Origin of the sequence: Bartonella rhinolophi (assembly GCF_036576165.1) — a bacterium.
Classification (GTDB): domain Bacteria; phylum Pseudomonadota; class Alphaproteobacteria; order Rhizobiales; family Rhizobiaceae; genus Bartonella.
In genome coordinates this window covers 146,428-169,775 of record NZ_JBAFWY010000001.1, presented here as the reverse complement: position 1 = coordinate 169,775, position 23,348 = coordinate 146,428, and the positions used below count along the sequence as shown (strand labels likewise).

At 38.1% G+C, this 23,348-nt stretch carries 21 protein-coding genes; 13 read left to right on the top strand and 8 right to left on the bottom strand.

Features of this window, described 5'->3' with window-relative positions:
* Positions 1-56: 56 nt before the first annotated feature.
* The 10 genes from rpsT (at position 57) to gpsA (ending at position 11,785) form a co-directional block, all read left to right on the top strand.
* Entirely contained in the window at positions 57-323 is a 267-nt protein-coding gene (gene rpsT, locus V5N67_RS00680) for a 30S ribosomal protein S20 (RefSeq protein ID WP_332059824.1), read from the top strand.
* A 693-nt stretch (positions 324-1,016) separates the two neighbouring features.
* Positions 1,017-2,591, top strand: a complete 1,575-nt coding sequence (gene dnaA, locus V5N67_RS00675; protein WP_332059823.1) for a chromosomal replication initiator protein DnaA — start codon at positions 1,017-1,019, stop codon at positions 2,589-2,591.
* 194 nt (positions 2,592-2,785) lie between these two features.
* The gene (dnaN, locus tag V5N67_RS00670; RefSeq protein ID WP_332059822.1) at positions 2,786-3,907 is read left to right on the top strand and encodes a DNA polymerase III subunit beta; all 1,122 of its coding nucleotides are present in this window, start codon (positions 2,786-2,788) and stop codon (positions 3,905-3,907) included.
* A gap of 19 nt (positions 3,908-3,926) precedes the next feature.
* Positions 3,927-5,060, top strand: a complete 1,134-nt coding sequence (recF, locus tag V5N67_RS00665) for a DNA replication/repair protein RecF (RefSeq protein WP_332059821.1) — start codon at positions 3,927-3,929, stop codon at positions 5,058-5,060.
* A gap of 51 nt (positions 5,061-5,111) precedes the next feature.
* Positions 5,112-5,576, top strand: a complete 465-nt coding sequence (gene aroQ / locus V5N67_RS00660) for a type II 3-dehydroquinate dehydratase (RefSeq protein WP_332059819.1) — start codon at positions 5,112-5,114, stop codon at positions 5,574-5,576.
* Positions 5,577-5,693: 117 nt separating this feature from the next.
* A complete protein-coding gene (gene cyoA / locus V5N67_RS00655) occupies positions 5,694-6,665 on the top strand; it encodes a ubiquinol oxidase subunit II (RefSeq protein ID WP_332059818.1) in 972 nt (323 codons plus the stop codon).
* Between the two features lie 75 nt (positions 6,666-6,740).
* Positions 6,741-8,759: a cytochrome o ubiquinol oxidase subunit I gene (gene cyoB / locus V5N67_RS00650; RefSeq protein ID WP_332059816.1), complete on the top strand. Its 2,019-nt coding sequence runs from the start codon at positions 6,741-6,743 to the stop codon at positions 8,757-8,759.
* 2 nt (positions 8,760-8,761) lie between these two features.
* Positions 8,762-9,427 carry a cytochrome (ubi)quinol oxidase subunit III gene (locus V5N67_RS00645; protein WP_332060285.1) on the top strand — a complete coding sequence of 222 codons (666 nt, stop codon included), beginning with the start codon at positions 8,762-8,764 and terminating at the stop codon, positions 9,425-9,427.
* The gene (gene cyoD, locus V5N67_RS00640) at positions 9,427-9,828 is read left to right on the top strand and encodes a cytochrome o ubiquinol oxidase subunit IV (RefSeq protein WP_332059814.1); all 402 of its coding nucleotides are present in this window, start codon (positions 9,427-9,429) and stop codon (positions 9,826-9,828) included. The genes V5N67_RS00645 and cyoD overlap by 1 nt, the downstream gene beginning before the upstream one ends.
* A gap of 934 nt (positions 9,829-10,762) precedes the next feature.
* The gene (gene gpsA / locus V5N67_RS00635) at positions 10,763-11,785 is read left to right on the top strand and encodes an NAD(P)H-dependent glycerol-3-phosphate dehydrogenase (protein WP_332059812.1); all 1,023 of its coding nucleotides are present in this window, start codon (positions 10,763-10,765) and stop codon (positions 11,783-11,785) included.
* 266 nt (positions 11,786-12,051) lie between these two features.
* Here gpsA and fabI read toward each other — a convergent pair whose 3' ends face one another.
* From fabI to fabA, 3 genes are read right to left on the bottom strand one after another with little or no spacing between them, the layout of a single operon-like run.
* Entirely contained in the window at positions 12,052-12,870 is an 819-nt protein-coding gene (gene fabI, locus V5N67_RS00630; protein WP_332059811.1) for an enoyl-ACP reductase FabI, read from the bottom strand.
* Between the two features lie 48 nt (positions 12,871-12,918).
* Complete coding sequence (gene fabB, locus V5N67_RS00625) at positions 12,919-14,139, bottom strand: beta-ketoacyl-ACP synthase I (protein ID WP_332059809.1); 1,221 nt, start codon at positions 14,137-14,139, stop codon at positions 12,919-12,921.
* A 57-nt stretch (positions 14,140-14,196) separates the two neighbouring features.
* On the bottom strand, positions 14,197-14,706 hold the full coding sequence (gene fabA, locus V5N67_RS00620; protein WP_332059808.1) for a 3-hydroxyacyl-[acyl-carrier-protein] dehydratase FabA: 510 nt from the start codon (positions 14,704-14,706) through the stop codon (positions 14,197-14,199).
* Positions 14,707-14,943: 237 nt separating this feature from the next.
* Between fabA and irrA the strand changes: the two genes are divergently transcribed.
* Positions 14,944-15,444, top strand: a complete 501-nt coding sequence (irrA, locus tag V5N67_RS00615) for an iron response transcriptional regulator IrrA (RefSeq protein ID WP_332059807.1) — start codon at positions 14,944-14,946, stop codon at positions 15,442-15,444.
* 63 nt (positions 15,445-15,507) lie between these two features.
* Here the strand turns inward: irrA and V5N67_RS00610 are convergent, their stop codons facing one another.
* From V5N67_RS00610 to V5N67_RS00590, 5 genes are all read right to left on the bottom strand, one after another.
* The gene (locus V5N67_RS00610; RefSeq protein ID WP_332059806.1) at positions 15,508-16,068 is read right to left on the bottom strand and encodes an SH3 domain-containing protein; all 561 of its coding nucleotides are present in this window, start codon (positions 16,066-16,068) and stop codon (positions 15,508-15,510) included.
* 679 nt (positions 16,069-16,747) lie between these two features.
* Positions 16,748-17,602 (bottom strand): C40 family peptidase, encoded by an 855-nt coding sequence (locus tag V5N67_RS00605; RefSeq protein WP_332059804.1) that lies wholly within the window; start codon positions 17,600-17,602, stop codon positions 16,748-16,750.
* 172 nt (positions 17,603-17,774) lie between these two features.
* Positions 17,775-19,148 (bottom strand): leucyl aminopeptidase family protein, encoded by a 1,374-nt coding sequence (locus tag V5N67_RS00600; RefSeq protein ID WP_332059803.1) that lies wholly within the window; start codon positions 19,146-19,148, stop codon positions 17,775-17,777.
* Between the two features lie 13 nt (positions 19,149-19,161).
* Complete coding sequence (coaA, locus tag V5N67_RS00595; protein ID WP_332060284.1) at positions 19,162-20,106, bottom strand: type I pantothenate kinase; 945 nt, start codon at positions 20,104-20,106, stop codon at positions 19,162-19,164.
* Positions 20,107-20,276: 170 nt separating this feature from the next.
* The gene (locus tag V5N67_RS00590; RefSeq protein WP_332059801.1) at positions 20,277-21,266 is read right to left on the bottom strand and encodes an asparaginase; all 990 of its coding nucleotides are present in this window, start codon (positions 21,264-21,266) and stop codon (positions 20,277-20,279) included.
* A gap of 186 nt (positions 21,267-21,452) precedes the next feature.
* Here V5N67_RS00590 and hslV point away from each other — a divergent pair, with 186 nt between their 5' ends.
* Both hslV and hslU read left to right on the top strand, forming a co-directional pair.
* Complete coding sequence (gene hslV, locus V5N67_RS00585) at positions 21,453-22,034, top strand: ATP-dependent protease subunit HslV (protein ID WP_332059799.1); 582 nt, start codon at positions 21,453-21,455, stop codon at positions 22,032-22,034.
* The gene (gene hslU / locus V5N67_RS00580; RefSeq protein WP_332059798.1) at positions 22,035-23,342 is read left to right on the top strand and encodes an ATP-dependent protease ATPase subunit HslU; all 1,308 of its coding nucleotides are present in this window, start codon (positions 22,035-22,037) and stop codon (positions 23,340-23,342) included.
* Positions 23,343-23,348: the final 6 nt, after the last annotated feature.

Sequence of the window (23,348 nt, the reverse complement as noted above, 5' to 3'; positions counted from 1 at the left end):
TGGTGGAGACATCGCTGAGGATGTTTTTATCAATGAGTTGAAAGAAAGAGATATTTATGGCGAATACACCTTCGGCTCAAAAAGCGGTGCGTAAAGTTATTGCGCGTACGCAAGTCAATAGAGCCCGCCGTTCACGTGTTCGTACCTTTATGCGTAAGTTTGATGATGCTTTAGCTGGTGGTGATAGGGCATCTGCGGAAGCAGCATTTAGGGATTTTGAGCCTGAAATTATGCGTGCGGTTTCTAAAGGAGTTTTTCATAAAAATGCTGCGGCGCGAAAGGTATCGCGTCTAGCAAAACGTTTGAAGGCTCTTAGCGCGTAAGCTTTTTTCATTTAATTGTTAATAAAAATCAGGTTAGCATCTATATTAGGTGCTAACTTTTTTCTTTCTAAAAACCCTATATCTTTTAGGGGTGTGTGGGAGATTCTCTCCGTTAAAAAGCAGAGCAAATTTGCAGAATTTTTATGGTTATCCACAAGCTCTGTGGATTTTTGCAGAGTCTTTTTTGTCAAGCTTTTTTTATTTTTTTTTTTGATCCGCATAAATTCTTTATTATTGGTAAATTTAGAGAAAAAAAAGTGAATTGAATCAATTATTTTTCTCGCCTTTTGTTTATATTTGCAAGTTTTTAGAGGTTTTTGATTTTATTTTGACCTCTTGCATTTTCCCTCTGCTGTTTTGTATGGTTCTTATGGAGATTAAAAATATACAAGGTTCGTGTCGGCTCATTATTCTGTGTTGGAATGTAAAATGCTTTTTATGGCTTATATGAAGCTTTATGTTGAAAAGGTTCTTTGATGTGTTTTTTAATTTTCTTGATTGATATGTTTTCTGTTTTGAAGAACGTATTACGCCATTAGTACAAGTAAATCTTATTGGTCATCTTTATTAGTTGGATTGTAATGAGGCTATCCTAGGGGGGGATATCTTATTTGGGGTAGGGCGTCCTTACCTTCGCTAAATTGATTTTAGCTGTTTGGTAGGACAAGGTTTTGGTTTTTATCGGGATGAAAGATGGTGGATAAATTGAACTCTAAAGCTAGTTCCTTTAAAAGGGTTTCGGTGAATATCCTGTCGGCAGAGAGAATAATAAATAGTAAGATGACGGATATAGGTGGGGCTGTTGGTGCAAATGCTTTTGCAGAACATCCGATTGTCTCAGAGGAAGAAGGTGCGGCGGCTTTCGCACGTGTAATGGCGCAATTAAAAGCGCAGGTTGGTATCGAGGCTTATACGAGTTGGTTTGGTCGTTTAAAACTTGCTGAATATAATCGTAATCTTGTAAAGCTTTCTGTTCCTACGGCGTTTTTGCGTTCGTGGATTAATAATCACTATGGTTCTCTTTTGACCAGTTTATGGAAACAAGAAAATTCAGCAATTCTTCGTGTTGAAGTTATTGTTCGCGGTATGAAGCGTGTTTCGAAAGGCGTTGCGTGCACAACAAGTGCAGACCCTGTTGTTGTTCCTGAGGAACAGGCAACCTCATCTTGTGTTGAAAATTATGCAGAGTACTCGGGAAAGAGTGTTCAGTCGGGTGTTTTTGGTTCGCCACTTGATTCTCGCTATACTTTTGAAAGCTTTGTTGAGGGTTCTTCTAATCGTGTTGCTTTAGCTGCAGCGCGTTCGATTGCAGAAGGGCATAAAAGTGCTTTGCGATTTAATCCTCTTTTTATTCACGCATCTGTTGGTTTAGGAAAAACACATTTGCTTCAAGCTACCGCAGCAGCTGCACTGAGTCGTTTAATGCCTGCGCGGGTTATTTATTTGACTGCTGAATATTTTATGTGGCGTTTCGCAGCGGCTATTCGTGATAATGATGCTCTTTCTTTTAAAGAACAGCTCCGCGATATTGATCTTTTAATTATTGATGATATGCAATTTTTGCAGGGAAAGTCGATACAGCATGAGTTTTGTCATTTGCTTAATATGTTGCTTGATAGTGCAAAGCAAGTTGTTGTAGCTGCAGATCGTCCGCCAGCAGAATTAGAATCGCTTGATCTTCGGGTTCGTTCTCGTCTTCAAGGTGGGGTGTCTCTTGAAATTGAAGCGCCAGATTATGAAATGCGTTTGCAAATGTTACGTCAACGGTTAAAAGTAGCGCAGCAAGATGATAATATGGTTGCAATTTCTGATGATGTTTTGGAATATATTGCTAAGACAGTTTTGGGATCAGGGCGTGATATTGAAGGGGCATTTAATCAGTTATTATTCCGTCAGTCTTTCGAGTCTGATTTGTCTTTAGAGCGAATTGATGAGTTATTGGGTCACTTGACACGTTCAGGCGAGCCTAAGCGTATTAGAATCGAAGAAATTCAGCGTACGGTTGCGCGTCATTATAATGTCTCTAAGCAAGATTTGTTGTCTAATCGTCGGACGCGTACAGTTGTGAAGCCGCGACAAGTGGCTATGTATTTGGCAAAAATGTTGACACCTCGCTCATTGCCAGAGATTGGGCGTCGTTTTGGAGGTCGTGACCATACGACAGTTTTGCATGCTGTACGTAAGATTGAAGATTTAGTTTGTGATGACCAGACATTAGCAAAAGAGCTTGAGCTGCTGAAGAGGTTGATCGGAGAACAGGCTGTATAAAGTTGATAGTTTCTTTTTTGTTTGTTGACAGTATTGCAGTGAGATTAATGGGGTGGCTATTTTCTGTATGCAGTAGCTACTTGCCATTTGAAGAGAGGTTGAATAAAGTTCGATAGGTGATTCTTTCGGGTAGTTTATTGTTTTTTAATTTAAAGAATCTTTATAGTGCTTAGTAAATTATGATGGGGATTTTTATGCGTATTGCAGTTGATCGCAATCAATTTCTCAAGTCTCTTGGTCGTGTTCAGCGTGTGGTTGAGCGTCGTAATACTGTTCCTATTTTGTCGAATGTTCTGATTGATGCAGAAAATGGCAGTGTGCAATTAAAAGCGACAGATCTTGATTTAGAGGTTACGGAATCTTTTGTTGCCAATGTTGAGCAAGCAGGAGCAACAACTGTTCGTGCGCATTTGTTGTATGATATAGTTCGAAAATTTCCCGATGGTAGTGAGATTATATTATCAGTTGATGTACAACAAGCTGGTACAATGTCCGTTGTTTCTGGTTGTGCTAATTTTCAGCTCCAATGTCTTCCTAAAGAAGATTTTCCAGAGTCGCTTCCAGGTCAATTCGATTATCGTTTTTCTTTATTAGCATCAAGTTTGAAGCATTTGCTTGATTGTACGCAATTTGCTATTTCTACTGAAGAAACGCGTTATTATCTTAATGGTATTTATTTTCATGTAATTGATGATGATGTTTTGAAGCTGCGTTTAGTTGCTACTGATGGTCATCGTTTGGCACAAGTTGATATGAAAGCTCCTGCAGGGGTTAATGGTATGCCAGGTGTCATTATTCCTCGTAAAGCTGTAGGAGAGTTGCAGAAACTTCTTTCTGAGGAAATCGATGGTGATGTATGTATAGAGCTCTCAGAAACAAAAATTTGTTTTTCTGTAGGGTCTTTGGTTTTTACATCAAAGTTGATTGATGGAACATTTCCAGAATATCAACGTGTTATTCCTCTTGGAAATGATAAGGAATTGGTTGTCAATAGGCAAGATTTTTCTTCTGCAGTTGATCGTGTTTCAACGATTTCGAGTGATCGTGGGCGTGCGGTAAAATTGATGATTGAACGAGGACAATTAAGGCTTGTTGTTAATAATCCTGATTCTGGGAGTGCAGAAGACCAATTAGCTGTGACTTATACATCTGATCCGCTTGAGATAGGGTTTAATTCACGGTATCTCTTAGATATTGCTGGGCAACTTTCGAGTGATGAGATGGTTTTTATGCTAGCTGAAGCAGGGGCTCCCGCTTTGATTCGCGATAATGGCGATGCAGATGCACTTTATGTGCTGATGCCTATTCGCGTTTAGGGCGGTTGTTTTGCAATGCATGGTTGGTTATGTGCACAAAGTAGCAGTGAGGCAGTTAAAGTTAGCGCATTATCGTAATTATGATTCCTTTAATATTCATTTTTCAGGTCAGCATGTGGTTTTTACTGGCCATAACGGTGCTGGTAAAACTAATCTTTTAGAAGCACTGTCTTTTCTTTCTCCTGGTCGTGGTTTGCGGCGCGCAGCTTATTCTGATATTAGTTTTTCAGAGAGTGGAGGTGCAGGGTTTGTTGTGTTTGCTCGTCTTGAATGCGCTCTTTATGGTGAAGTGAATATTGGTACAGCTTTGGAAATAGGCGATAATAGTCGAAAAATCCATATTAATGGTGTAAATGAGACAGGCGATTGTTTAACAGATTACTGTCATATTAGTGTATTGACTCCCTCTATGGATGGACTTTTTACAGGTTCTGTGCTTGAGCGTCGTCGTTTTTTGGATCGTATGGTTTTGGCTATTGATCCTTTACATGGCCGCCGCATCGCAAATTATGATAAGGTTATGCGCGCGCGTAATCGTTTGTTCTTGGATGGGAGTGAAGATCGTGCTTGGTTTGATGCTCTAGAAATGCAAATGGCAGAACTTGCAACAGCTATTGCTGCTGCACGTGTTGATGTTATTCGACTTTTGAATGATATGTTTGCACAAACATCAGTTTATACGCCTTTTCCACGAGCTTTTTTGCAAATTGATGGTTTTGTAGAGACAGCTCTTAGTAATGTATCAGCAGTTGAAGTTGAAGAGCAATTTTGTGATAGATTGCGACGTAATCGTGCAATAGATCGTGCTGCTGGGCGGACATTAGAAGGACCGCATCGCGCAGATTTACAGGTTTTTTATGCTGATAAAAATATGGCTGCAACATCTTGCTCAACAGGTGAACAGAAAGCTCTATTGATAGGTTTGGTTTTATGTCATGCGCGTTTAACAGGCATGATGTCGGATAAAGCACCTATTCTTCTTCTTGATGAGATGGCTGCCCACCTTGATTCTCATAGGCGTGCTGCTTTGTTTGATATCCTTGATGATTTAGGTGGACAAACATTTATGACAGGAACAGATCGCATTTTATTTGATGCCTTAAAAGGAAGAGCAGAATTTTTTGAAATTAAAGCTGGATCTTTATCGCAGTAAAAGCATGATAAAAGTTTTTTATAAGATTATGACTAAGAAAAGAGGCTCATTATGTCTACTATTATAACAGTTTTAAATGGCCCTAATTTAAATTTTCTTGGTAAACGCGAACCAGAAATTTATGGCACTGAAACTTTGGAGGCAATTGAGCAGTTCTGCAGGGAATGTGCAGCAAAGCTTGATATCACACTGCGCTTTTATCAAAGCAATTATGAGGGACAATTGGTAGAGTGGATACAAGAAGCAATTGGGGTAAGTGCTGGATTAATCATCAATCCAGCTGCTTATAGCCATACATCTGTTGCAATTCTTGATGCATTAAAAATATTTACAGGTCCCATAGTAGAAGTTCATTTATCCAATATTTATCAGCGTGAAGATTTTCGTCATCAGTCTTATACTTCTGTAGGTGCGGATGCGGTTATTGCTGGGTGTGGTAGTGAAGGATATCGGTTTGCGCTTGAATATATCATTAAGCGGCTTAAATTTGGCATGAGGGAGGCAAAAAATATATAATATCGGTGAAGGGAATTTTAATTTACTTGATAATTCTTTTTAAATAAGTAAGCATAATGTATATGGTGTTGTTGGTTTTTGATGATAATTTCCAATATATTATGATGGGGCAGTAGAATGAGAGATTTTTTTAAACGGATGAATATGCTCGTGATTTTAGGAGTTGCGTTGCTGTTATCTGGTTGTAAAATTGATGTTCTTCAGCCGTCAGGGTATGTTGCGCGTCAACAGCTTATTTTGATTATTACGTGCGTTGTCGTTATGCTGTGTGTTGTGATCCCAGTGATGATTGCAGTGATTGTTTTAGCCATAAAATATCGCGCATCTAATACGGCAGAAGAATATTTACCTGATTGGGGGCATTCAAATAAACTTGAAGCATTCATGTGGGGTATTCCAATTATCATTGTAACAATTTTAGGTGCGTTAACAGCTTATTATACTTATAAGCTTGAGCCTGCGAAGTCACTTCCAGTGGAAGTTGTTGGTGAAGAAAAGCCACTACAAGTAGATGTTGTGGCTCTCGATTGGAAGTGGTTATTCATTTATCCTGAGTACAATGTTGCATCAATCAATGAAATTTATGCGCCTAAAGGTCGTCAGGTTTTATTGCAGTTAACATCAGAGAGTTCTGTGAATGCTTTTTGGGTGCCAAAATTAGGTACGGTTCTTTATGTTATGCCGCAAATGAATTCTAAATTGCATTTGGTGGCTGATGAGCAGGGAGTATTCAAAGGAAGCTCGGCAAATTACAGCGGTGATGGTTTTGCAGGTATGCGGTTTTTATGGCATTCTGTATCTTCGCAAGAATTTGATAATTGGATTGCTAAAGCTCGGGCTAATGGTCAAAGACTGGATCGCGCATCTTATCGTCAACTTTCCATTGCGCCGCGCATGGGGGAAGTTGCTGCAAAGGAAAAGGATGCGAGGGTTCGTTATTTTGCACCCGTTGAAAAGCGGCTTTATTACCGGATTGTCAATCGGTGTGTTGATGAAAATACAGTGTGTAATGAAGATTTAATGAAGCGTGCTGCGGCTCAAACGCTTTGGGGCGCGCTTTGTTCTGTTTTTGATCCTGGTATTATTTAGAGCATCAATCGAGAAAGAATCCTTTTAAAAATAAGGTTTCTTTAAAACTGAAATTCATTTGATATGGGTTGAGAAATGTTTGGAAGACTTATAGATCCTACGGCTGGTGCTTTTCATGCACTTACACATGAACCAATCGTTTTATACACATGTATTGCGATTGTTTTTGGTGGCTTAGTTGCTGTTATTGCTTTGACAGTACTCGGATGGTGGGGAGTTTTATGGCGAGATTGGATTACAACAGTTGATCATAAACGCATCGGCATTATGTATATTATTCTAGGCATTATCATGCTTGTTCGTGGTTTTGCTGATGCAATTATGATGCGAACACACCAAGCTTTTGCTCTTGGGAGTGAAACGGCAGGTTATTTGCCGCCTGAGCATTTTGATCAGATTTTTTCAGCTCATGGTGTCATTATGATTTTCTTTATGGCGACGCCGATTTTATTTGGTCTTTTCAATTATCTTGTACCGCTTCAAATTGGTGCTCGCGATGTTGCATTTCCATTTGCGAATAATCTTGGGTTTTGGATTACAGCTGCTGCAGCGATATTGATTAATGTATCATTGGGTGTTGGTAATTTTGGTCGTGGTGGTTGGTTGATGTATCCACCTTTTTCAGAGTTGCAAAATAGTCCAGATACAGGGGTAGATTATTATTTGTGGTCGCTTCAGCTTTCTGGTATTGCAACGACAATGGGAGCAATCAATTTTGTTGCGACTATTATTAAAATGCGTGCTCCTGGGATGACGATGATGAAAATGCCTGTCTTTTGTTGGAGCGCTTTTGTCAGTAATATTTTGATTTTAGTTATTTATCCTGTCTTGGCTGTAGCATTTGCATTATTGGCATGTGATCGTTATTTGAATATGAATTTTTTTACCAATGTTGCTGGCGGCAATCCAATGGTATGGATTAATTACGTTTGGATTTTTGGTCATCCTGAAGTTTATGTTTTAGTTGTTCCTGCTTTTGGGATTGTTTCTGAAATTGTGTCAACTTTTTCTTCAAAACGCCTCTTTGGTTATACTTCAATGGTATGGGCAATAGTGGTTATTTTGGTTCTTTCGCTTGTTGTTTGGGGGCATCATTTCTTTACAATGGGTGGGGGTGAGGCTGTGAATACTTTTTTTGGTGTTGCGACGATGATCATTGCGGTTCCAACAGGTGTTAAGGTCTTTAATTGGTTGCTGACTATGTATAAAGGTCGGATTCGTTTTGAGCCTCCAATGCTTTGGTGTATGGGGATGATATTTACGTTCGTTGGTGGAGGACTAACAGGCGTTTTGATGGCGATTGTTCCTGCTGATTGGCAATTTCATAATTCTCTGTTTTTAATAGCTCATTTTCATCATACAATTATTGGAGGGGTTGTCTTTGCTTATTTGGGTGGATTAGCTTTTTGGTTTCCAAAAGTTTTTGGCTTTAAACCAAACCGTATATTAGGTATTGCATCTTGTTGGTGCTGGTTTATTGGTTTTTATCTTGCTTTCTTCCCAGTTTATGCGCTTGGTCTTATGGGAGCTACGCGCCGACTTCAACATTATACTGAACCTAGTTGGCAGCCAATGTTTATTATTGCGGCAATGGGTGCTGTTATTATCCTCTTTGGGATTATTTGTTTTGTGCTGCAAATTGTTTTAGCTATTTGGTATGGTATTAAGCATAAAGGGTGCTTGCCAGTAACGTTGAATGATCCTTGGGGTGATGCACGTACGCTTGAGTGGTCTGTTTCTTCACCTCCTCCTTCTTATAATTTTGCAACACTTCCAGAAGTGCGGACTGAGGATGCTTATTGGGATATGAAGAAGAGTGGGTATCAGCGTCCGACAAGTGGATTTACAAAAATCCATATGCCATCAAATACATCAGCTGGAATTATTGCAGGTTTTTTCTCATTAATTGTTGGCTTTGCTCTTGTTTGGCATATTTGGTGGCTTACTGTGGTTGGGTTAATTGGATTCATTATGACGATTATTTGCCATTCATTAATGGGCGATCACCATGGTTATTATATTTCATCTGAAGAGGTGCAGAGGACGGAAGATATCTTCACGGCTGTTCTTAAAGAACAAGGAGTGAAAGCATGAGTATGAGTGCGGTGACGACAAATAACACTGATATGGATGAGCATCATCACGACAATAGTTCGATAATGATATTTGGTTTTTGGGTTTATATTCTTTCAGATTTAATTCTGTTCTCAACGCTTTTTTCAAGTTTTGCAGTTTTTTCTGCTGCTTATGGTGGGGGAAAAGCGGGCAACGAGTTTATAAATTTAAACTTTGTTTTGGTTGAGACTGCCATTTTATTGTTATCATCGATTACATATGGGATCACAATGATACAAGTCCATAAAAAGAACCTCACTGGTGTATATTTATGGATGGCTTTTACTTTTGCGCTTGGGGGTTGTTTTATTGGAATGGAAATATATGAATTCCACGAGCTTTTGAGCGAAGTATTTTATTACGACCCTAGCGCTTATGCTGGTATTGATCCTGTGACAGGTGTCAAGCTTTTTGGACGAGAAGTGCTTTCTGCTTATTGGTCAGCATTTTTTGCTTTGGTTGGTACTCATGGTCTCCATGTGAGTGCTGGTTTACTTTGGATGATAGTGATGTTTTTTCATTTACGTCGTCATGGTTTAGATCAAGATAATAAGACACGCTTAGAATGTCTTTCAATTTTTTGGCATTTGCTTGATATTGTGTGGGTTGGTGTTTTTACTATGGTTTACCTATTAGGAGCATTATAATGAGTTCGCATAACGAAACACACGGTCCAACTATTGGTTCTTATCTTGTCGGCTTTATTCTGGCTGTTATTTTCACTTTGGCTTCCTTTATTCCTGTGATGTATGGAATGCTGTATGGCTTAGCAGTAAGCACGAAAGTTATTTATCTTATTGGAATGGCGCTTATCCAGATTGCCGTACAGATTGTTTTCTTTTTACACTTAAATTCTGGTCCAGATGCTAAGTGGAATTTGGCAACTTTATGGTTTACGATAATGTGCGTTTTCATTATTATCGGAGGAACATGGTGGGCTATTTCTCATTTGAATTATAATATGATGGGTGGTTCAGGGCGCGTTATCGTTATTGAGCCAGAAACGAGTATGGCGGTACCAGAAGAAACGATATTGGAAAAGCAATGACCAGAAAATTTACCACCTTTTTGTAGTGGCAAAATATTGGGCATCAAAGCGAGATATATGCTATTCTATTTAAAATAAGAGCGATCAGTTTCACGCTGTGAAAAAGATTATGATTCCGACTTGGAAAAAAGGCTTTGCTATGTCAAAGAGAGAATCATATATATTTAATATTAAGGGTTCTGTGCTAAAGAATAACGTTATCAAAAATTTATTTGCTGCTTAAATTTTCCTTTTGTGTTGCAATTAAAACAGAGTCAGAGAGAATGTGTGGATTGGGGTATACTTGATTGTCCCCAAGAGAAGCTCACTTCCCAATGTGATGCGTAACCACACATTGGTAATGTGCTAAACTTAGTGTTATTTTTACCAATCGTTGTCAATGATTTAGCTTTTAAAAATTTAATTTTCACAACCAAAATACTACATAAGAATAAGCGGTATAACTAAGTTGATAAGGAAGAAAAGATTGTTATTGATTGATGTTCCTTTAGTAATTTTTATAAATAACCATTTTTCATTTAATGGATTTTATGCAATCAGAAATAAAAAACAATTACAATAACATAAAAAAATAGGAAAGGCGTAAAAAGCCTATGATTATTATCTTAGCAAATGGAAAGGAAACATTCAAATCTATGAGAATTATTGAACAGTATGATTTTGCATGTGCTTTTATTTAAAAAAAGGGAGTTTATGAAGAGTTTAGTAAAACAATTTTGATTTGAGGAAAATAACCATTTATAAAATATATAGGCAATGTTTTTATATAATTCAGTACAAGATAAGAGGATTTCCAAAAGGTTATTCATGCGTTAAAGTCACGAAGAGGTTATTTCAGTTTTAGTGAATTTATATTAAAGGTATTTCACTTGAAGGTATGCGCAACGATAGCATATATTAAAACTAAAAATTCAAAGGGTTATCAGGGAATTTAATGAGTGCTGTTTCGATAACGGTTATTGGTGCGGGATCTTACGGAACTGCATTAGCTATTGCGCTTGCGCGTAACGGTCATCGTGTTTTACTTTGGGGATATAATCCTCAACATGTAAAAGAATTAAAAGAATATCGTTGCAATCAGGCATTTTTGCCTGATGTTCAATTTCCTGACAATGTATCACCTGAAACTTCCCTTGAAACTGCAATAACGGCAAGCCGCAATATATTACTCGCTGTTCCAAGTCATGTATTTCGTCAAGTGTTGTATAATATCCAACCTTATTTGGATCAACATTCACGTATTATTTGGGCAACGAAAGGCTTGGAGCATGGTACAGGACGCCTCTTACAAGAAGTTGTTCGTGAGATTCTAGGCGATAAAATCCCTCTAGCTGTATTTTCTGGACCAACTTTTGCTAAAGAGCTTGCTACCGGCTTGCCTACAGCAATTACAGTAGCAGCTTCTGATGCTAAGTTTAGTGAAGAATTACAACAACTTTTCCCTTCTGACAAAAATTTTAGAGTTTATAAAAGTTCAGATATGATTGGTGTTCAGCTAGGTGGAGCAGTCAAAAATGTTATTGCTATTGGTGCAGGAATATCAGATGGTATGGGATTTGGAGCAAATGCGCGGACAGCTCTCATTACACGAGGATTAGCTGAAATTAGTCGCTTAGGCATCGCTATGGGCGCTGAGTTTTCTACATTTATGGGAATGACAGGTTTAGGTGATCTAGTTTTGACATGCACTGATAACCAGTCACGCAACCGCCGTTTTGGAATGCTGATTGGCCAAGGAATAGATAGAGAAGAAGCAGAAAAACAGATTGGTCAAGTTGTTGAAGGCTATTTAAACACTAAGGAAGTGCATACGTTAGCGCAACGTATTGGGGTAGAAATGCCAATTACAGAGCAAATTTATCAAGTCTTATATTGCAATAAAAATGTCTCTGAAGCAGCTAATACATTATTGAGCCGTACACTTAAAGATGAAATATACGATACACTGTGTCTTTAAATTCATTATTCAAGCATATGAAAGGTGTGATATTGTTACGATAAGAATCTTTAAAGTAACATTGAATTTATAAAATGGATGATAAAATTTCAGTGAAGAGAAGGTTTATATAGTCAATTTTATAACATAACTTAAAAATTTTGAGCATTTTTTAAACAATATCTTCACAAATAAATTATTTTTTACAACTATATATACATCATTTATGTGAGAAAAAAGTACTCAATATATTTCTGAAATGGTAAAAAATAGCCATTTTTTATATTTTATTCTTCTTGAGCATCTTCACTTTTTTTTAATTCTTCAAGTATTGGCATAGACATGATGTTATAGCCTGAATCAACATAATGAATTTCACCTGTAACACCTGATGATAAATCAGAGAGCAAGTAAAGAGCAGCTTTTCCAATTTCGTTAATATTTACAGTACGGCGTAGTGGTGCATTACGGCGCTGATACGAAAAAATTGCTCGTGCAGCTGCAATGCCATTGCCAGCTAAAGTTCTAACAGGGCCAGCTGAAATTGCGTTGACACGTATATTTTGTGGACCAAAATCTGCAGCTAGATAGCGTACCATAGCTTCTAAAGCAGCTTTAGCAACACCCATGATATTGTAATTTGGTACCACTTGTTGTGAGGCTCCATAAGTGAGTGTTAGGAGTGTACCTCCATTGGGCATAAGTTTACCAGCGCGCTGGGCAATTTCAGTAAAGGAATAAGCTGAAATAACCATTGTACGATTAAAATTTTCGCGTGTTGTCACATCAACATAACGCCCTTTGAGTTGACTTTTGTCTGAAAAACCAATGGCATGAACAACGAAATCAATCGCTTTCCATTCTTTTTCAAGATATTCAAAGACGTGATCAATATTTTCAATTTTTTCAACATCGCATTCAAGCAACAATTTGCAACCGAGCTTTTCTGCTAGTGGTTGAACACGTTTTCCGAAAGCATCTCCTTGGTAGGTAAATGCTAACTCAGCTCCTGCTTTTGCTAATTGACATGCAATGCCCCAAGCAATTGAATGGTCATTTGCAACCCCCATAATAAGGCCACGTTTGCCCTCCATCAAACCTTTCATATTATTCTCCGTAAGACCTTGCTTTTAAATCTAGCTAAAAACTTTTGTTTATGCATAGCGTTGGAAAACGAGTGTTGCATTAGTACCGCCAAAGCCAAATGTATTTGACAATACAGTATTAAGTTGTTGATTATCACGGCGTTCACGAACAATTGGCATGTCAGAAAAAATTGGATCAAGCTCTTCAATATGAGCGCTTTCGCAAATAAAATTATGATTCATCATTAATAATGTATAGATTGCTTCTTGAACACCTGCTGCACCTAAAGAATGGCCAGTCAAAGATTTTGTGGCAGAAATTGGTGGGCATTGCTCGCCAGCTCCAAAGATACGGCGAATCGCATCAATTTCAGGGGGATCACCAACAGGCGTTGCTGTTGCGTGAGGGTTGATATAATCAATTTTATTGTTCACAGTTGTAAGCGCCATGCGCATGCACCGCTCTGCTCCCTCACCAGATGGAGCAACCATATCATGACCATCAGATGTAGCACCATAGCCAACAATTTCTCCGTAGATTTTTGCACCACGTGCTTTAGCTAGCTCTAGTTCTTCAAGGACCAAAACACCAGCTCCACCAGCAATAACAAATCCATCACGATTGATGTCATAAGCACGCGAAGCTTTTTCTGGTACGTCATTATATTTGCTAGACATAGCACCCATGGCATCAAATAAAACAGATAACGTCCAGTCCAGATCTTCGCAGCCACCAGCAAAGACACGATTCTGTCTACCGTACTTTATCATTTCATAAGCATTGCCGATACAATGATTAGATGTAGCACATGCCGAAGAAATCGAATAGTTCACCCCTTTAATTTTAAAGAAAGTCGCAAGTGTTGCAGATGCTGTAGAACTCATCGCTTTAGGTACAACAAAAGGACCAACACGCTTTGGAGCTTTTTGGCGTGTAATGTCAGCAGCTTCAACAATCGATTGCGTTGAAGCTCCTCCAGATCCCATGATGATGCCTGTGCATTCATTTGACACTTCATGAGGCTCTAAACCTGCATCAGTGATTGCTTGATCCATAGCAATATGATTCCAAGCTGTTCCGCGTCCGTGAAAACGCAAAGCACGTCTATCAACCAATTCTTCTATATTGATATCAGGTTTGCCATAAACTCTACTACGGAAGCCTAATTCGGCGTACTGGGGTGCATAAGAAATTCCAGACTTTGCTTCACGTAAACTGGTTAAAACAGCTTGTAGGTTATTTCCAATTGCAGAGACAATTCCCATTCCAGTTACAACAACTCGACGCATTCATACCTCCTTGTTTTGTATAGAATAACAAAAAGCCTCTTCTGATAGGAATAATATTCAATCTTCTTTAAATAAAGCAACGCGTAAATCATTCGCTTTATAGATGGATTCTCCATCTGCTTTCACCCATCCATCGGCTATTCCCAATACCAAATTTCCACGTCGGATACGTTTAAAATCTATCCCATATTCAAGAAGTTTGGTTTGCGGAGTTACCATACCTGATAATTTTACTTCACCTGTTGATATAGCTCTTCCTTTTCCTGATTCACCTAACCAACCGAGAAAAAAACCTGTTAATTGCCACATACCATCCAGACCGAGACATCCTGGCATAACAGGATCACCCATAAAGTGACAATCAAAGAACCATAAGTCTGGGGTAATGTCAAATTCGGCACGAACCATACCTTTATTATATTCACCACCAGTTTCACTAATCTGGGTGATTCGATGAACCATCAACATCGGTGGTGCAGGTAATTGTGCATTACCTTCACCAAACATTTCGCCGCGAGCGCAGCTTAGAAGCTCTTCATAAGTGTAGCAGGACTTTTGTTCAGCCATTGTTACTCCATTTATTTGTATATGTTTTTACTTCTGCGCTTTTCCCCAACTTACTTTTAGAGCAAATTTTAAAGAGAGGGAAATGATTTTATATTATTTTTGGTGACAAACTCCCTTTTTTATGTATCCTATAAAGGTAAGTATTTAAAACAGAGAATAAAAAGATTATACTGTATATCATTTCTGTTTTACAGAATTTTAGTTTTGCTTGAGTACAAATATTATACAATTTGTAACATGATAGTAAGCTCAGGTGATTTAGGGTTGAGTGAAGAGGAACGGTTCGTGCAAGACTGTGGAAAGGTTGTGAATTATCATTCCATATCTGTGTTAGAAGAGCGTTTACGTCAAAATGGTTTGCGACCAACGCGTCAGCGATTAGAGCTTGCCAATATGATTTTTGCTCAAGGCAATCGCCACATTGCTGCCGAAGAGCTGTATGAAGAAGCATTGAGTGCAGGCGTGCCAGTATCTTTGGCAACTGTTTATAATACGCTTCATCAATTTACGGAAGCAGGGTTGCTACGTATTATTGCTGTAGAAGGTTCTAAAACTTGGTTTGATACAAATACCTCTGATCACTATCATTTTTATATTGAGGGTGAAAATCGTATTCTTGATATTCCTTGCGATTTAGGTGAGTCTCCTATTGTTGGGAATTTGCCTCAACCACCAGAAGGTATGGAAATTTCGCATGTTGACTTGATCGTACGATTAAAACCAAAGAATCCATCTTGATTTTAAGAATCAGAAAGTCCAATTTAATAAAAAATAAAAATTGAACATGCCCCGTTTGAAAATTTACCAATTTTTGAGTTTTTCATCAGGATAGATTCCCCATAACTGGGGTTGATGGAGCCATCCACGGATATTATGGATGTTTAATTCGCACCAGTGTCCATCGCATTGGCGAATATTACCAATAACATTAGGCTCTACTTCTGCCACGACTGTTGCATTGTCTGCAGGGCTTTTACGTAGCATAAGCCTTTTTGTTTTATCTTTTTGCCACGGAATAGTTATGGCAGTTCGCTTTCCTGATAAAAGCGATTGATATACCCATCCTTCATCGCCTTCAGCATCACGAATTTTACGCCACTGATCGTATTCTTGAATAATTTCAATAGGTAAGCCTTTTTTGTGGTAAGTAAAAATAATAGCATAATTACTTCCTGGTCCGACGCGCACATTAACACGAGTGGGTTTAATCGAAGCAAACCGTGGGAGCGGTAAACCGCTTGGTCCTAAGTTTTGATTGGGTGTTTGTGCATAAGAAAAATTAAGGAAACTGAATGATAATATGCTTGCCACTAAGGTACATGATGAAGGTACTAAAAGTTGAAACCATCTAGAATATTGCACGTTTAACCCCTTTGTTTCTTCATTTTATATATATAATTGGAAACCTAAGATCTAAAAAATAGGCTCGAGAATGATCAAATCTATAGTATGTCGCTAATTAAAGAGATTTAAACAACAAGAAAATTATTACGAAAATAATAAGATAACAAGGTAAAATTTGAATTTCTTGATACCCGTTTAATTAATATAGCGCGCTTGTGATATGTAATATTTTTTTGAAGGATACATACTAGATCAATCAATAAGTTTTTACAATATTTTCAAAATGAAAAAGGATTGATAAAAGATTTTTGAATGAGTACTAAATATAAGGTTTATCAAACCGTTAATTCCATATATAAATATTTGTAAGAGTGTAGATACCTATTTGTTGCATATAAGCAACAGCTATGGTTTGTATTATTAAGTTGAGTATAAAGTAAAGATTGTTTTACTTTCCTAGTGTGTGAGAAATTCTCTCTGAGAATATGTCCCTGAAGATGGAAGATGTTTACGAAATAAATGAGAAAAACTCATAGTTTTTTATGAAACAACATTCAGATTTAAAGATAATAAGTTTGTACTTTAAAAAAATTCATTTTAATTGATATATCATCGGAAAATTATTTTACAAAATAAAAGGAAATCTGATTTTTCGATCTATTAAAGACACATCTTATCCACACACGTATTCCTCTTCTTAAATTGGTCGACGTTTTGCTACAGGATATTGATGTTTTTTAGCAATACGGGTAATTGCTGTTTCCAGTGGTTCGATCATAACGTCCATAGAAAAGCCATTTGCATGGATGATATTTTCGTGATCAACCATAATGGCGACATGGCCTTTCCAAAAAATCAAATCGCCTCGTTGAAGTTTGTCATTGTCTGTGAGCTGTCTGCCTATAGTTTTTTCTTGCATGTCGGCATCGCGTAAAACCATTTGATCAGTCATCATCATGGAAAGCTGAACCAATCCAGAGCAATCAATCCCAAAACCGCTGACACCACCCCAAAGGTAAGGTGTGCGGATAAAAGTTTCTGCAACTGTAACGTAATCTTCATACACACGTCCAATGGGACTAAGATGGCAGGAAATGATCGCTTTTCCACTTTTAAGGATAGAATACATTGTACCACGGACTTCAGTTTCATCAACAACACTTACTTTACTTCCCATAGACAAGGGGTACTCCATTGGTCCACGTAAATCTGCTTGGAAATATTGAAAAGTGCGTGGGACTGAAACTACATGTGTTTGTTTTATGTTTGATGTACAAAGAACTGTTGTATCAATATAACCTACATAGCCATCTTTGAGTGATTGGCCCCATGACATAGTTTCCCCTTGTTCAAAGATTAAAAGCTCTTCTCCTAATAAGCATTCTGTTTGTCTTTCGCTTTGTGTATTACTTTCTTTAAATAGCCCAGCAACAGGTGTATTAACGCGTTTCTTTTCACCTTGAACAAAGCGCTGAGCTACAATTTCTGTTTTAAGACGTTGGTCTGCTAGATCATCTCTGAATGCGTACAGTCTTGAATCTTTATCAGCCATCTGTTTACCTTTCATTTTTTGCTTTTTATCTTCAAATAAGCTCATAAAAACTATATTCATGGGATTTTTTTTATCCTTGAATACAGAACAAAGCTGCCAGTTTAAGATGCGAAGCAATCATCCATAAACAGAAAAAATGTCCATTTTTAAGGACATTTTTTGTTAAGTTTTATTAGATGTGATTTTTAAAAAGGTTATAAAGGGCACGAATAACCTGTGCAGATCCGCCGACGGGATAGCCTGGTTTTTCTTTTGAAACCCATCCATAAATATCAAAATGAGCAAAACGTTCAGCTTTTTCAACAAAAGAGTTAAGAAATAAAGCTGCAACTATGGAGCCAGCGTAGCTGTTTCCAGTTATATTGTTAAGATCAGCGATTGGTGATGATAACGCTTCCTTATAAGGTTTCCAAAGTGGCATTTGCCAAAGAGGATCAGAAACAGAATGGGAAGATTGAGAAATTTGTTGTGCCCATATTGGGTCATTACAATAAAATGCGGGGAGGTCTGGTCCTAATGCTATGCTAGCTGCTCCTGTTAAAGTAGCCATACAAAGCATAAATTGTGGGCTTTCTTCGTCACCGTAAGTGAGTGCATCAGCTAAAATAAGTCGACCTTCAGCATCTGTATTGCCAATTTCAATATTTAAACCTTTACGGCTTTTAAGAATATCGCCTGGTCGGTAAGCATTGGCAGAAATTGCATTTTCAACGGCTGGAATCAAAACACGTAGACGGAAGGGTAATTTGGCGTCCATGATAAGTTTAGCCAATCCCAAGACATGTGCACCACCCCCCATGTCTTTTTTCATTAATAACATATTATTGGCAGATTTAATATCTAATCCTCCAGTATCGAAACTTACACCTTTGCCAACTAATGTTATTTTAGGATGGCTTTCTTCCCCCCAGCGCAGATCAATCAGCCGCGGTGCTGTACTGCTGGCACGTCCTACGGCATGAATCATTGGAAAATTATGTGTTAACAGTTCATCTCCACAAATGCTTTCGATGTGAGCGCTGTAGGTTTCAGCGAGTTGGCGCGCTGTTTTTTCAACAATTTCAGGACTCATATCATTGGCTGGAGTATTAATAAGATCACGAACCAAAAAGACAGTTTCATAAATTCTTTGCAATTCATCAAGGTCAACTGTGTCGTTTACATGGATTGATAATGATTTGAAGGAAGAATTTTGACGATAGCGGTTAAATTGATAACTTCCTAATGCCAGCCCAAGATAGGTATTTATTTCATGGGAGGCTGCGCCTTCTAAATGCCAATGGCCAGCGGGAAGATTTTTAGCGAGGAGTCCTGTGATAAAAGGTTCGTCACCATTGCCTAGTCCAAATAAAACCTTTTTTAAATGTCCTGCTTCGTGAGGAATAAATAATATTTGTCCCGCTTTTCCAGTGAAATCATTAGCTTTCATCCATGTTGTTGTTGACGCATCAAGTGATAAATCAGCAAGGCTTGTTGGGCTTACCAAAAAAACAGGACAACTATTATCAACACGTGTTGGGGTGAAATTAATGTAATGTAGAGACATGTTCAAAGAATCCTTATAATCGCCGCAGTGCGACATATTCGACCAAATGATTTTTTCCCTTACGTAAAATGAGATTAGATCGTGGTCGTGTTGGTAGTATATTTTCTTGTAAATTTTTCAAATTAATTGTTTGCCAAAGGTTTTCAGCGATTTTTGAAGCTTCTTTTTCATTGAGCAGTGCATAACGATGAAAATAGGATTCAGGGTTTTGAAAAGCTGTTTTGCGCAAATGTTTAAAGCGCTTCAAGTACCAGTGACGGATTACTTCTGTTTCAGCATCTACATAGATTGAAAAATCAAAAAAATCTGAAACAAAAGGAATGATTTTGCCATCCTTGGGAAGATCATTGACTTGTAACACATTAATACCTTCAACAATTAAGATATCGGGACAATCAATAGTAATTGTTTGATTTTCCAGAACGTCATATGCCATATGCGAATAAAGCGGGGCACTAACATTACCGATACCAGCTTTTATAGCAGAAAGAAAGCATAACAATTTTTTAATATCGTAAGAATCGGGAAACCCTTTACGATTCATACGATTTTTTTGTTGTAAAATAGCGTTAGGATAGAGAAAACCATCAGTTGTAACCAGATCCACTTTAAGACTAGACGTCCAACGTTTCAAAAGTTCTTGAAGAATGCGAGCGGTTGTTGACTTTCCTACTGCAACAGATCCAGCAATTCCAATAATAAATGGAGTTTTTCTGGTTCCTTCTTTATGTAAAAATTGCTGACGTTTTTGAAAAAGTTCCTGCACTGCTTCAACATGGCATGATAACAGACGCGATAAGGAGAGATAAATGCGCTGTACTTCTTCAAGATCAATTGGATCATCAATTGAGCGTAAGCGTTTAATTTCATCAAAAGTCAAAGTAAGTGGTGTGTCTGCACGAAACTGAGACCATTCTTGTGCAGTAAAGACGTTATAGGGCGAATACCGGTCAGAAATAGACTTGACCAGATTATCTTTTTGAGCAATTTTTGATATAGTCGTATCAGTCATTTGTACGGGGCAAAAGTTTTTTCTGTGACGATGATAAGGGACGGAAAGGCAGATCGTTTTGTATCCAGCCCCAATTTTATTTTGCATGTTCTCTTCTTTAAGATAATAGATAATAGTTAGCTTATAGTCCAGTCATTCCAACGTGTACTAATTTGTGCTAATGATAGCCCTTGTGCCAAAAATGCCCATAAAAGTAAACGTGCCTTTGCTGCTGATAAATAACCAGACATGAGAGCACCAGAAGTGATCATATCGGTTTCTGAGCCTTTATAGCCATAGGTTATACGGGTTGTTGAGCCATTATAACAACGGCTAGCAATAATGATTGGTATTTTTTGTGCATATTGTCGCACGATGTCTGCTACTTGAAAACTACAGTGTCCTGCGCCAAAGCCAGCGATAACTATGCCTGCATAATACCCACTTTCAAGGCAAAATTTCATTAATTGTGTATCAGAAGATAAGGAGGAATATAAAAGAGCAACTTGGTGATTATCGTTTTTGGGAATTTCGAAAGTCGTAGGAAAAAATTTTTGATCATTAAAATAAATCAGTTGTCCTTCCAAAATAGTTCCTAAAGTACCCGCTGGATCTGACTGAAATGTTTCAATTTTTACGGTATGGCTTTTTTGGATCCAATAAGGTGAGTGAATTGTATCATTTATTACAACTAAAACGCCTTTATTCCGACTTTGTGGATGAGCAGCAACACGGGTTGCTGCCAAAATATTAGCTGGTCCATCAGCACTTAATTCATTGGGTGTGCGCATAGCACCAGTTACAACGAGCGGTTCAGCTTTATTCCAGTAAAGAGAAAGAAAAAAAGCTGTTTCTTCCAATGTATCAGTGCCTTGGGTTAAAACAATACCTTCTGCGCCAGCCCTTATTTGTTGTGTTGCCCACTCTATTACTTCAAAAAGAATTTTAAAAGATAAAGATCCACTTGGTAATTGAGTTAATGTTTGCGCATGAATATCAGCAACGTTATTTAAGCTGGGAACACTTTTTATGAGTATGTCTGAAGTTAAAGTCGGTTGCATTTGACCAAAACTATCAGCAACCATTGCAATTGTTCCTCCCAATGTTCCGATGGCTATCCTTTTCATAATTTTTCCTTTAAAGAGGCAAACTGTTTACAAAAGTTATTTAGCAACAATTCGCATTGACAACAATGAGATCATTTTTTTTATTTCAATAAATTAAGTTGTGCTTTGCTGTATATGTTCTTAAATAAAGAGTAGTCATTAGGTTTTATATTTGATGAGGAAAAATCAATATTAAGGAGTTTCTTTATGGCAGAACATAAGCCTGACATAATGTACGGTACGACTATTATTACTGTACGAAAAGGCGGCAAGGTCGTAATGGCTGGTGATGGTCAGGTTTCACTTGGGCAGACGATTATGAAAGGTAATGCACGAAAAGTGCGTCGTCTTGGGAAAGGTGGAGTGGTTATTGCTGGTTTTGCAGGTGCTACAGCAGATGCTTTTACACTGTTGGAAAGATTAGAAACGAAACTTGAGCAATATCCTGATCAGCTCATGCGTGCATGTGTAGAGCTTGCAAAAGATTGGCGGACAGATCGCTATTTGCGTCGTCTTGAAGCAATGATGCTTGTGGCAGATAAAAAAGTAACTTTAGCTTTAACAGGGCTTGGTGATGTATTAGAACCAGAAGATGGTGTTATGGCCATTGGTTCTGGAGGCAATTTTGCCCTTTCGGCGGCACGGGCACTCATGGATATGGACTTGGATGCAGAAACCATTGCCCGTAAAGCGATGGATATTGCCGCTAAAATTTGTGTTTACACCAATGATCATTTCACGATTGAAACATTGGATGCAGAATTATCTTCTTTAGAGAAAGCTATTTGAATGTGTGTTGTATTTTCCCCTCGCGAGACTGTTTCTGAACTCGATCGTTTTATCATTGGCCAAAATGATGCTAAGCGTTCTGTTGCTATCGCACTGCGCAATCGGTGGCGTAGACAGCAGCTTGATGGCCCGATGCGTGAAGAGGTTATGCCTAAAAATATTTTGATGATAGGACCAACAGGTGTTGGTAAAACGGGTATAGCGCGTCGATTAGCAAAACTTGCTGGAGCACCCTTCGTTAAAGTAGAAGCTACTAAATTTACTGAAGTTGGCTATGTAGGGCGCGATGTTGAGCAAATTATTCGTGACCTTGTTGAAATTGCAATTTCTCTCGTGCGTGAAAAGAAACGGGATGAAGTGAAAGCAAAAGCTCATATTAATGCTGAAGAGCGCGTTTTGGATGCTCTTGTTGGGAAAACTGCAAGTCCTGCTACCCGTGATAATTTTCGCAAAAAATTGCGTGAAGGTGAATTGGATGATAAAGAAATTGAAATTGAAGTGGCTGATAATAGTAACAGCGCTTCAACTTTTGACATTCCTGGTATGCCTGGTGCGCAAATGGGAATTATGAATTTATCAGATATTTTTTGCAAAATGGGTGGTCGTACAAAGGTTCGAAAAACTACAGTAAAGGACGCTTTTAAGCCTCTCATTGACGATGAATCTGAGAAACTGCTTGATCAGGATCAAGTTATTCAAGAAGCACTACGCGTTGCTGAAAATGATGGAATTGTTTTTATTGATGAGATTGATAAAATCGCGACCCGAGATGGTGGAGCAGGTGCTACCGTTTCGCGTGAGGGAGTCCAACGAGATCTTTTACCTCTTGTTGAAGGAACAACAATTTCTACAAAATATGGGCAGATCAAAACAGATCACATTCTTTTTATTGCTTCAGGTGCGTTTCATGTCTCCAAGCCATCTGATTTATTACCAGAACTGCAGGGACGCTTGCCTATTCGCGTGGAGCTAAATGCTTTAACGCGAGAAGATTTACGACGTATTCTGACCGAACCTGAAGCCAGTTTGATTAAGCAATATATTGCTTTGATGGCAACGGAAGAGGTTCATTTAGAAATTACTGATGATGCAATTGATGCTTTAGCTGATATTGCTGTAGATTTAAATGCAAGGATTGAAAATATAGGGGCGCGTCGTTTACAAACGGTGATGGAGCGTGTTTTAGATGAAATTTCTTTTACTGCGCCTGATAAAGCTGGAACTTCATTTAAAGTTGATGCTGCTTATGTCAGACAATCTATAGGTGAACTTGCTTCTGATGTGGATCTTTCACGTTTCATTCTTTAGAGTTTA

Coding starts and splice junctions, on each gene's coding strand:
- aroQ (WP_332059819.1), top strand. CDS start 5,112: ATGTCTACTATTATAACAGTTTTAAATGGCCCTAATTTAAATTTTCTT.
- fabB (WP_332059809.1), bottom strand. CDS start 14,139: ATGCGTCGAGTTGTTGTAACTGGAATGGGAATTGTCTCTGCAATTGGA.
- irrA (WP_332059807.1), top strand. CDS start 14,944: ATGATAGTAAGCTCAGGTGATTTAGGGTTGAGTGAAGAGGAACGGTTC.
- cyoB (WP_332059816.1), top strand. CDS start 6,741: ATGTTTGGAAGACTTATAGATCCTACGGCTGGTGCTTTTCATGCACTT.
- V5N67_RS00605 (WP_332059804.1), bottom strand. CDS start 17,602: ATGGCTGATAAAGATTCAAGACTGTACGCATTCAGAGATGATCTAGCA.
- hslV (WP_332059799.1), top strand. CDS start 21,453: ATGGCAGAACATAAGCCTGACATAATGTACGGTACGACTATTATTACT.
- V5N67_RS00590 (WP_332059801.1), bottom strand. CDS start 21,266: ATGAAAAGGATAGCCATCGGAACATTGGGAGGAACAATTGCAATGGTT.
- V5N67_RS00600 (WP_332059803.1), bottom strand. CDS start 19,148: ATGTCTCTACATTACATTAATTTCACCCCAACACGTGTTGATAATAGT.
- fabA (WP_332059808.1), bottom strand. CDS start 14,706: ATGGCTGAACAAAAGTCCTGCTACACTTATGAAGAGCTTCTAAGCTGC.
- rpsT (WP_332059824.1), top strand. CDS start 57: ATGGCGAATACACCTTCGGCTCAAAAAGCGGTGCGTAAAGTTATTGCG.
- cyoA (WP_332059818.1), top strand. CDS start 5,694: ATGAGAGATTTTTTTAAACGGATGAATATGCTCGTGATTTTAGGAGTT.
- hslU (WP_332059798.1), top strand. CDS start 22,035: ATGTGTGTTGTATTTTCCCCTCGCGAGACTGTTTCTGAACTCGATCGT.
- dnaN (WP_332059822.1), top strand. CDS start 2,786: ATGCGTATTGCAGTTGATCGCAATCAATTTCTCAAGTCTCTTGGTCGT.
- cyoD (WP_332059814.1), top strand. CDS start 9,427: ATGAGTTCGCATAACGAAACACACGGTCCAACTATTGGTTCTTATCTT.
- fabI (WP_332059811.1), bottom strand. CDS start 12,870: ATGAAAGGTTTGATGGAGGGCAAACGTGGCCTTATTATGGGGGTTGCA.
- dnaA (WP_332059823.1), top strand. CDS start 1,017: ATGGTGGATAAATTGAACTCTAAAGCTAGTTCCTTTAAAAGGGTTTCG.
- gpsA (WP_332059812.1), top strand. CDS start 10,763: ATGAGTGCTGTTTCGATAACGGTTATTGGTGCGGGATCTTACGGAACT.
- V5N67_RS00645 (WP_332060285.1), top strand. CDS start 8,762: ATGAGTGCGGTGACGACAAATAACACTGATATGGATGAGCATCATCAC.
- recF (WP_332059821.1), top strand. CDS start 3,927: ATGGTTGGTTATGTGCACAAAGTAGCAGTGAGGCAGTTAAAGTTAGCG.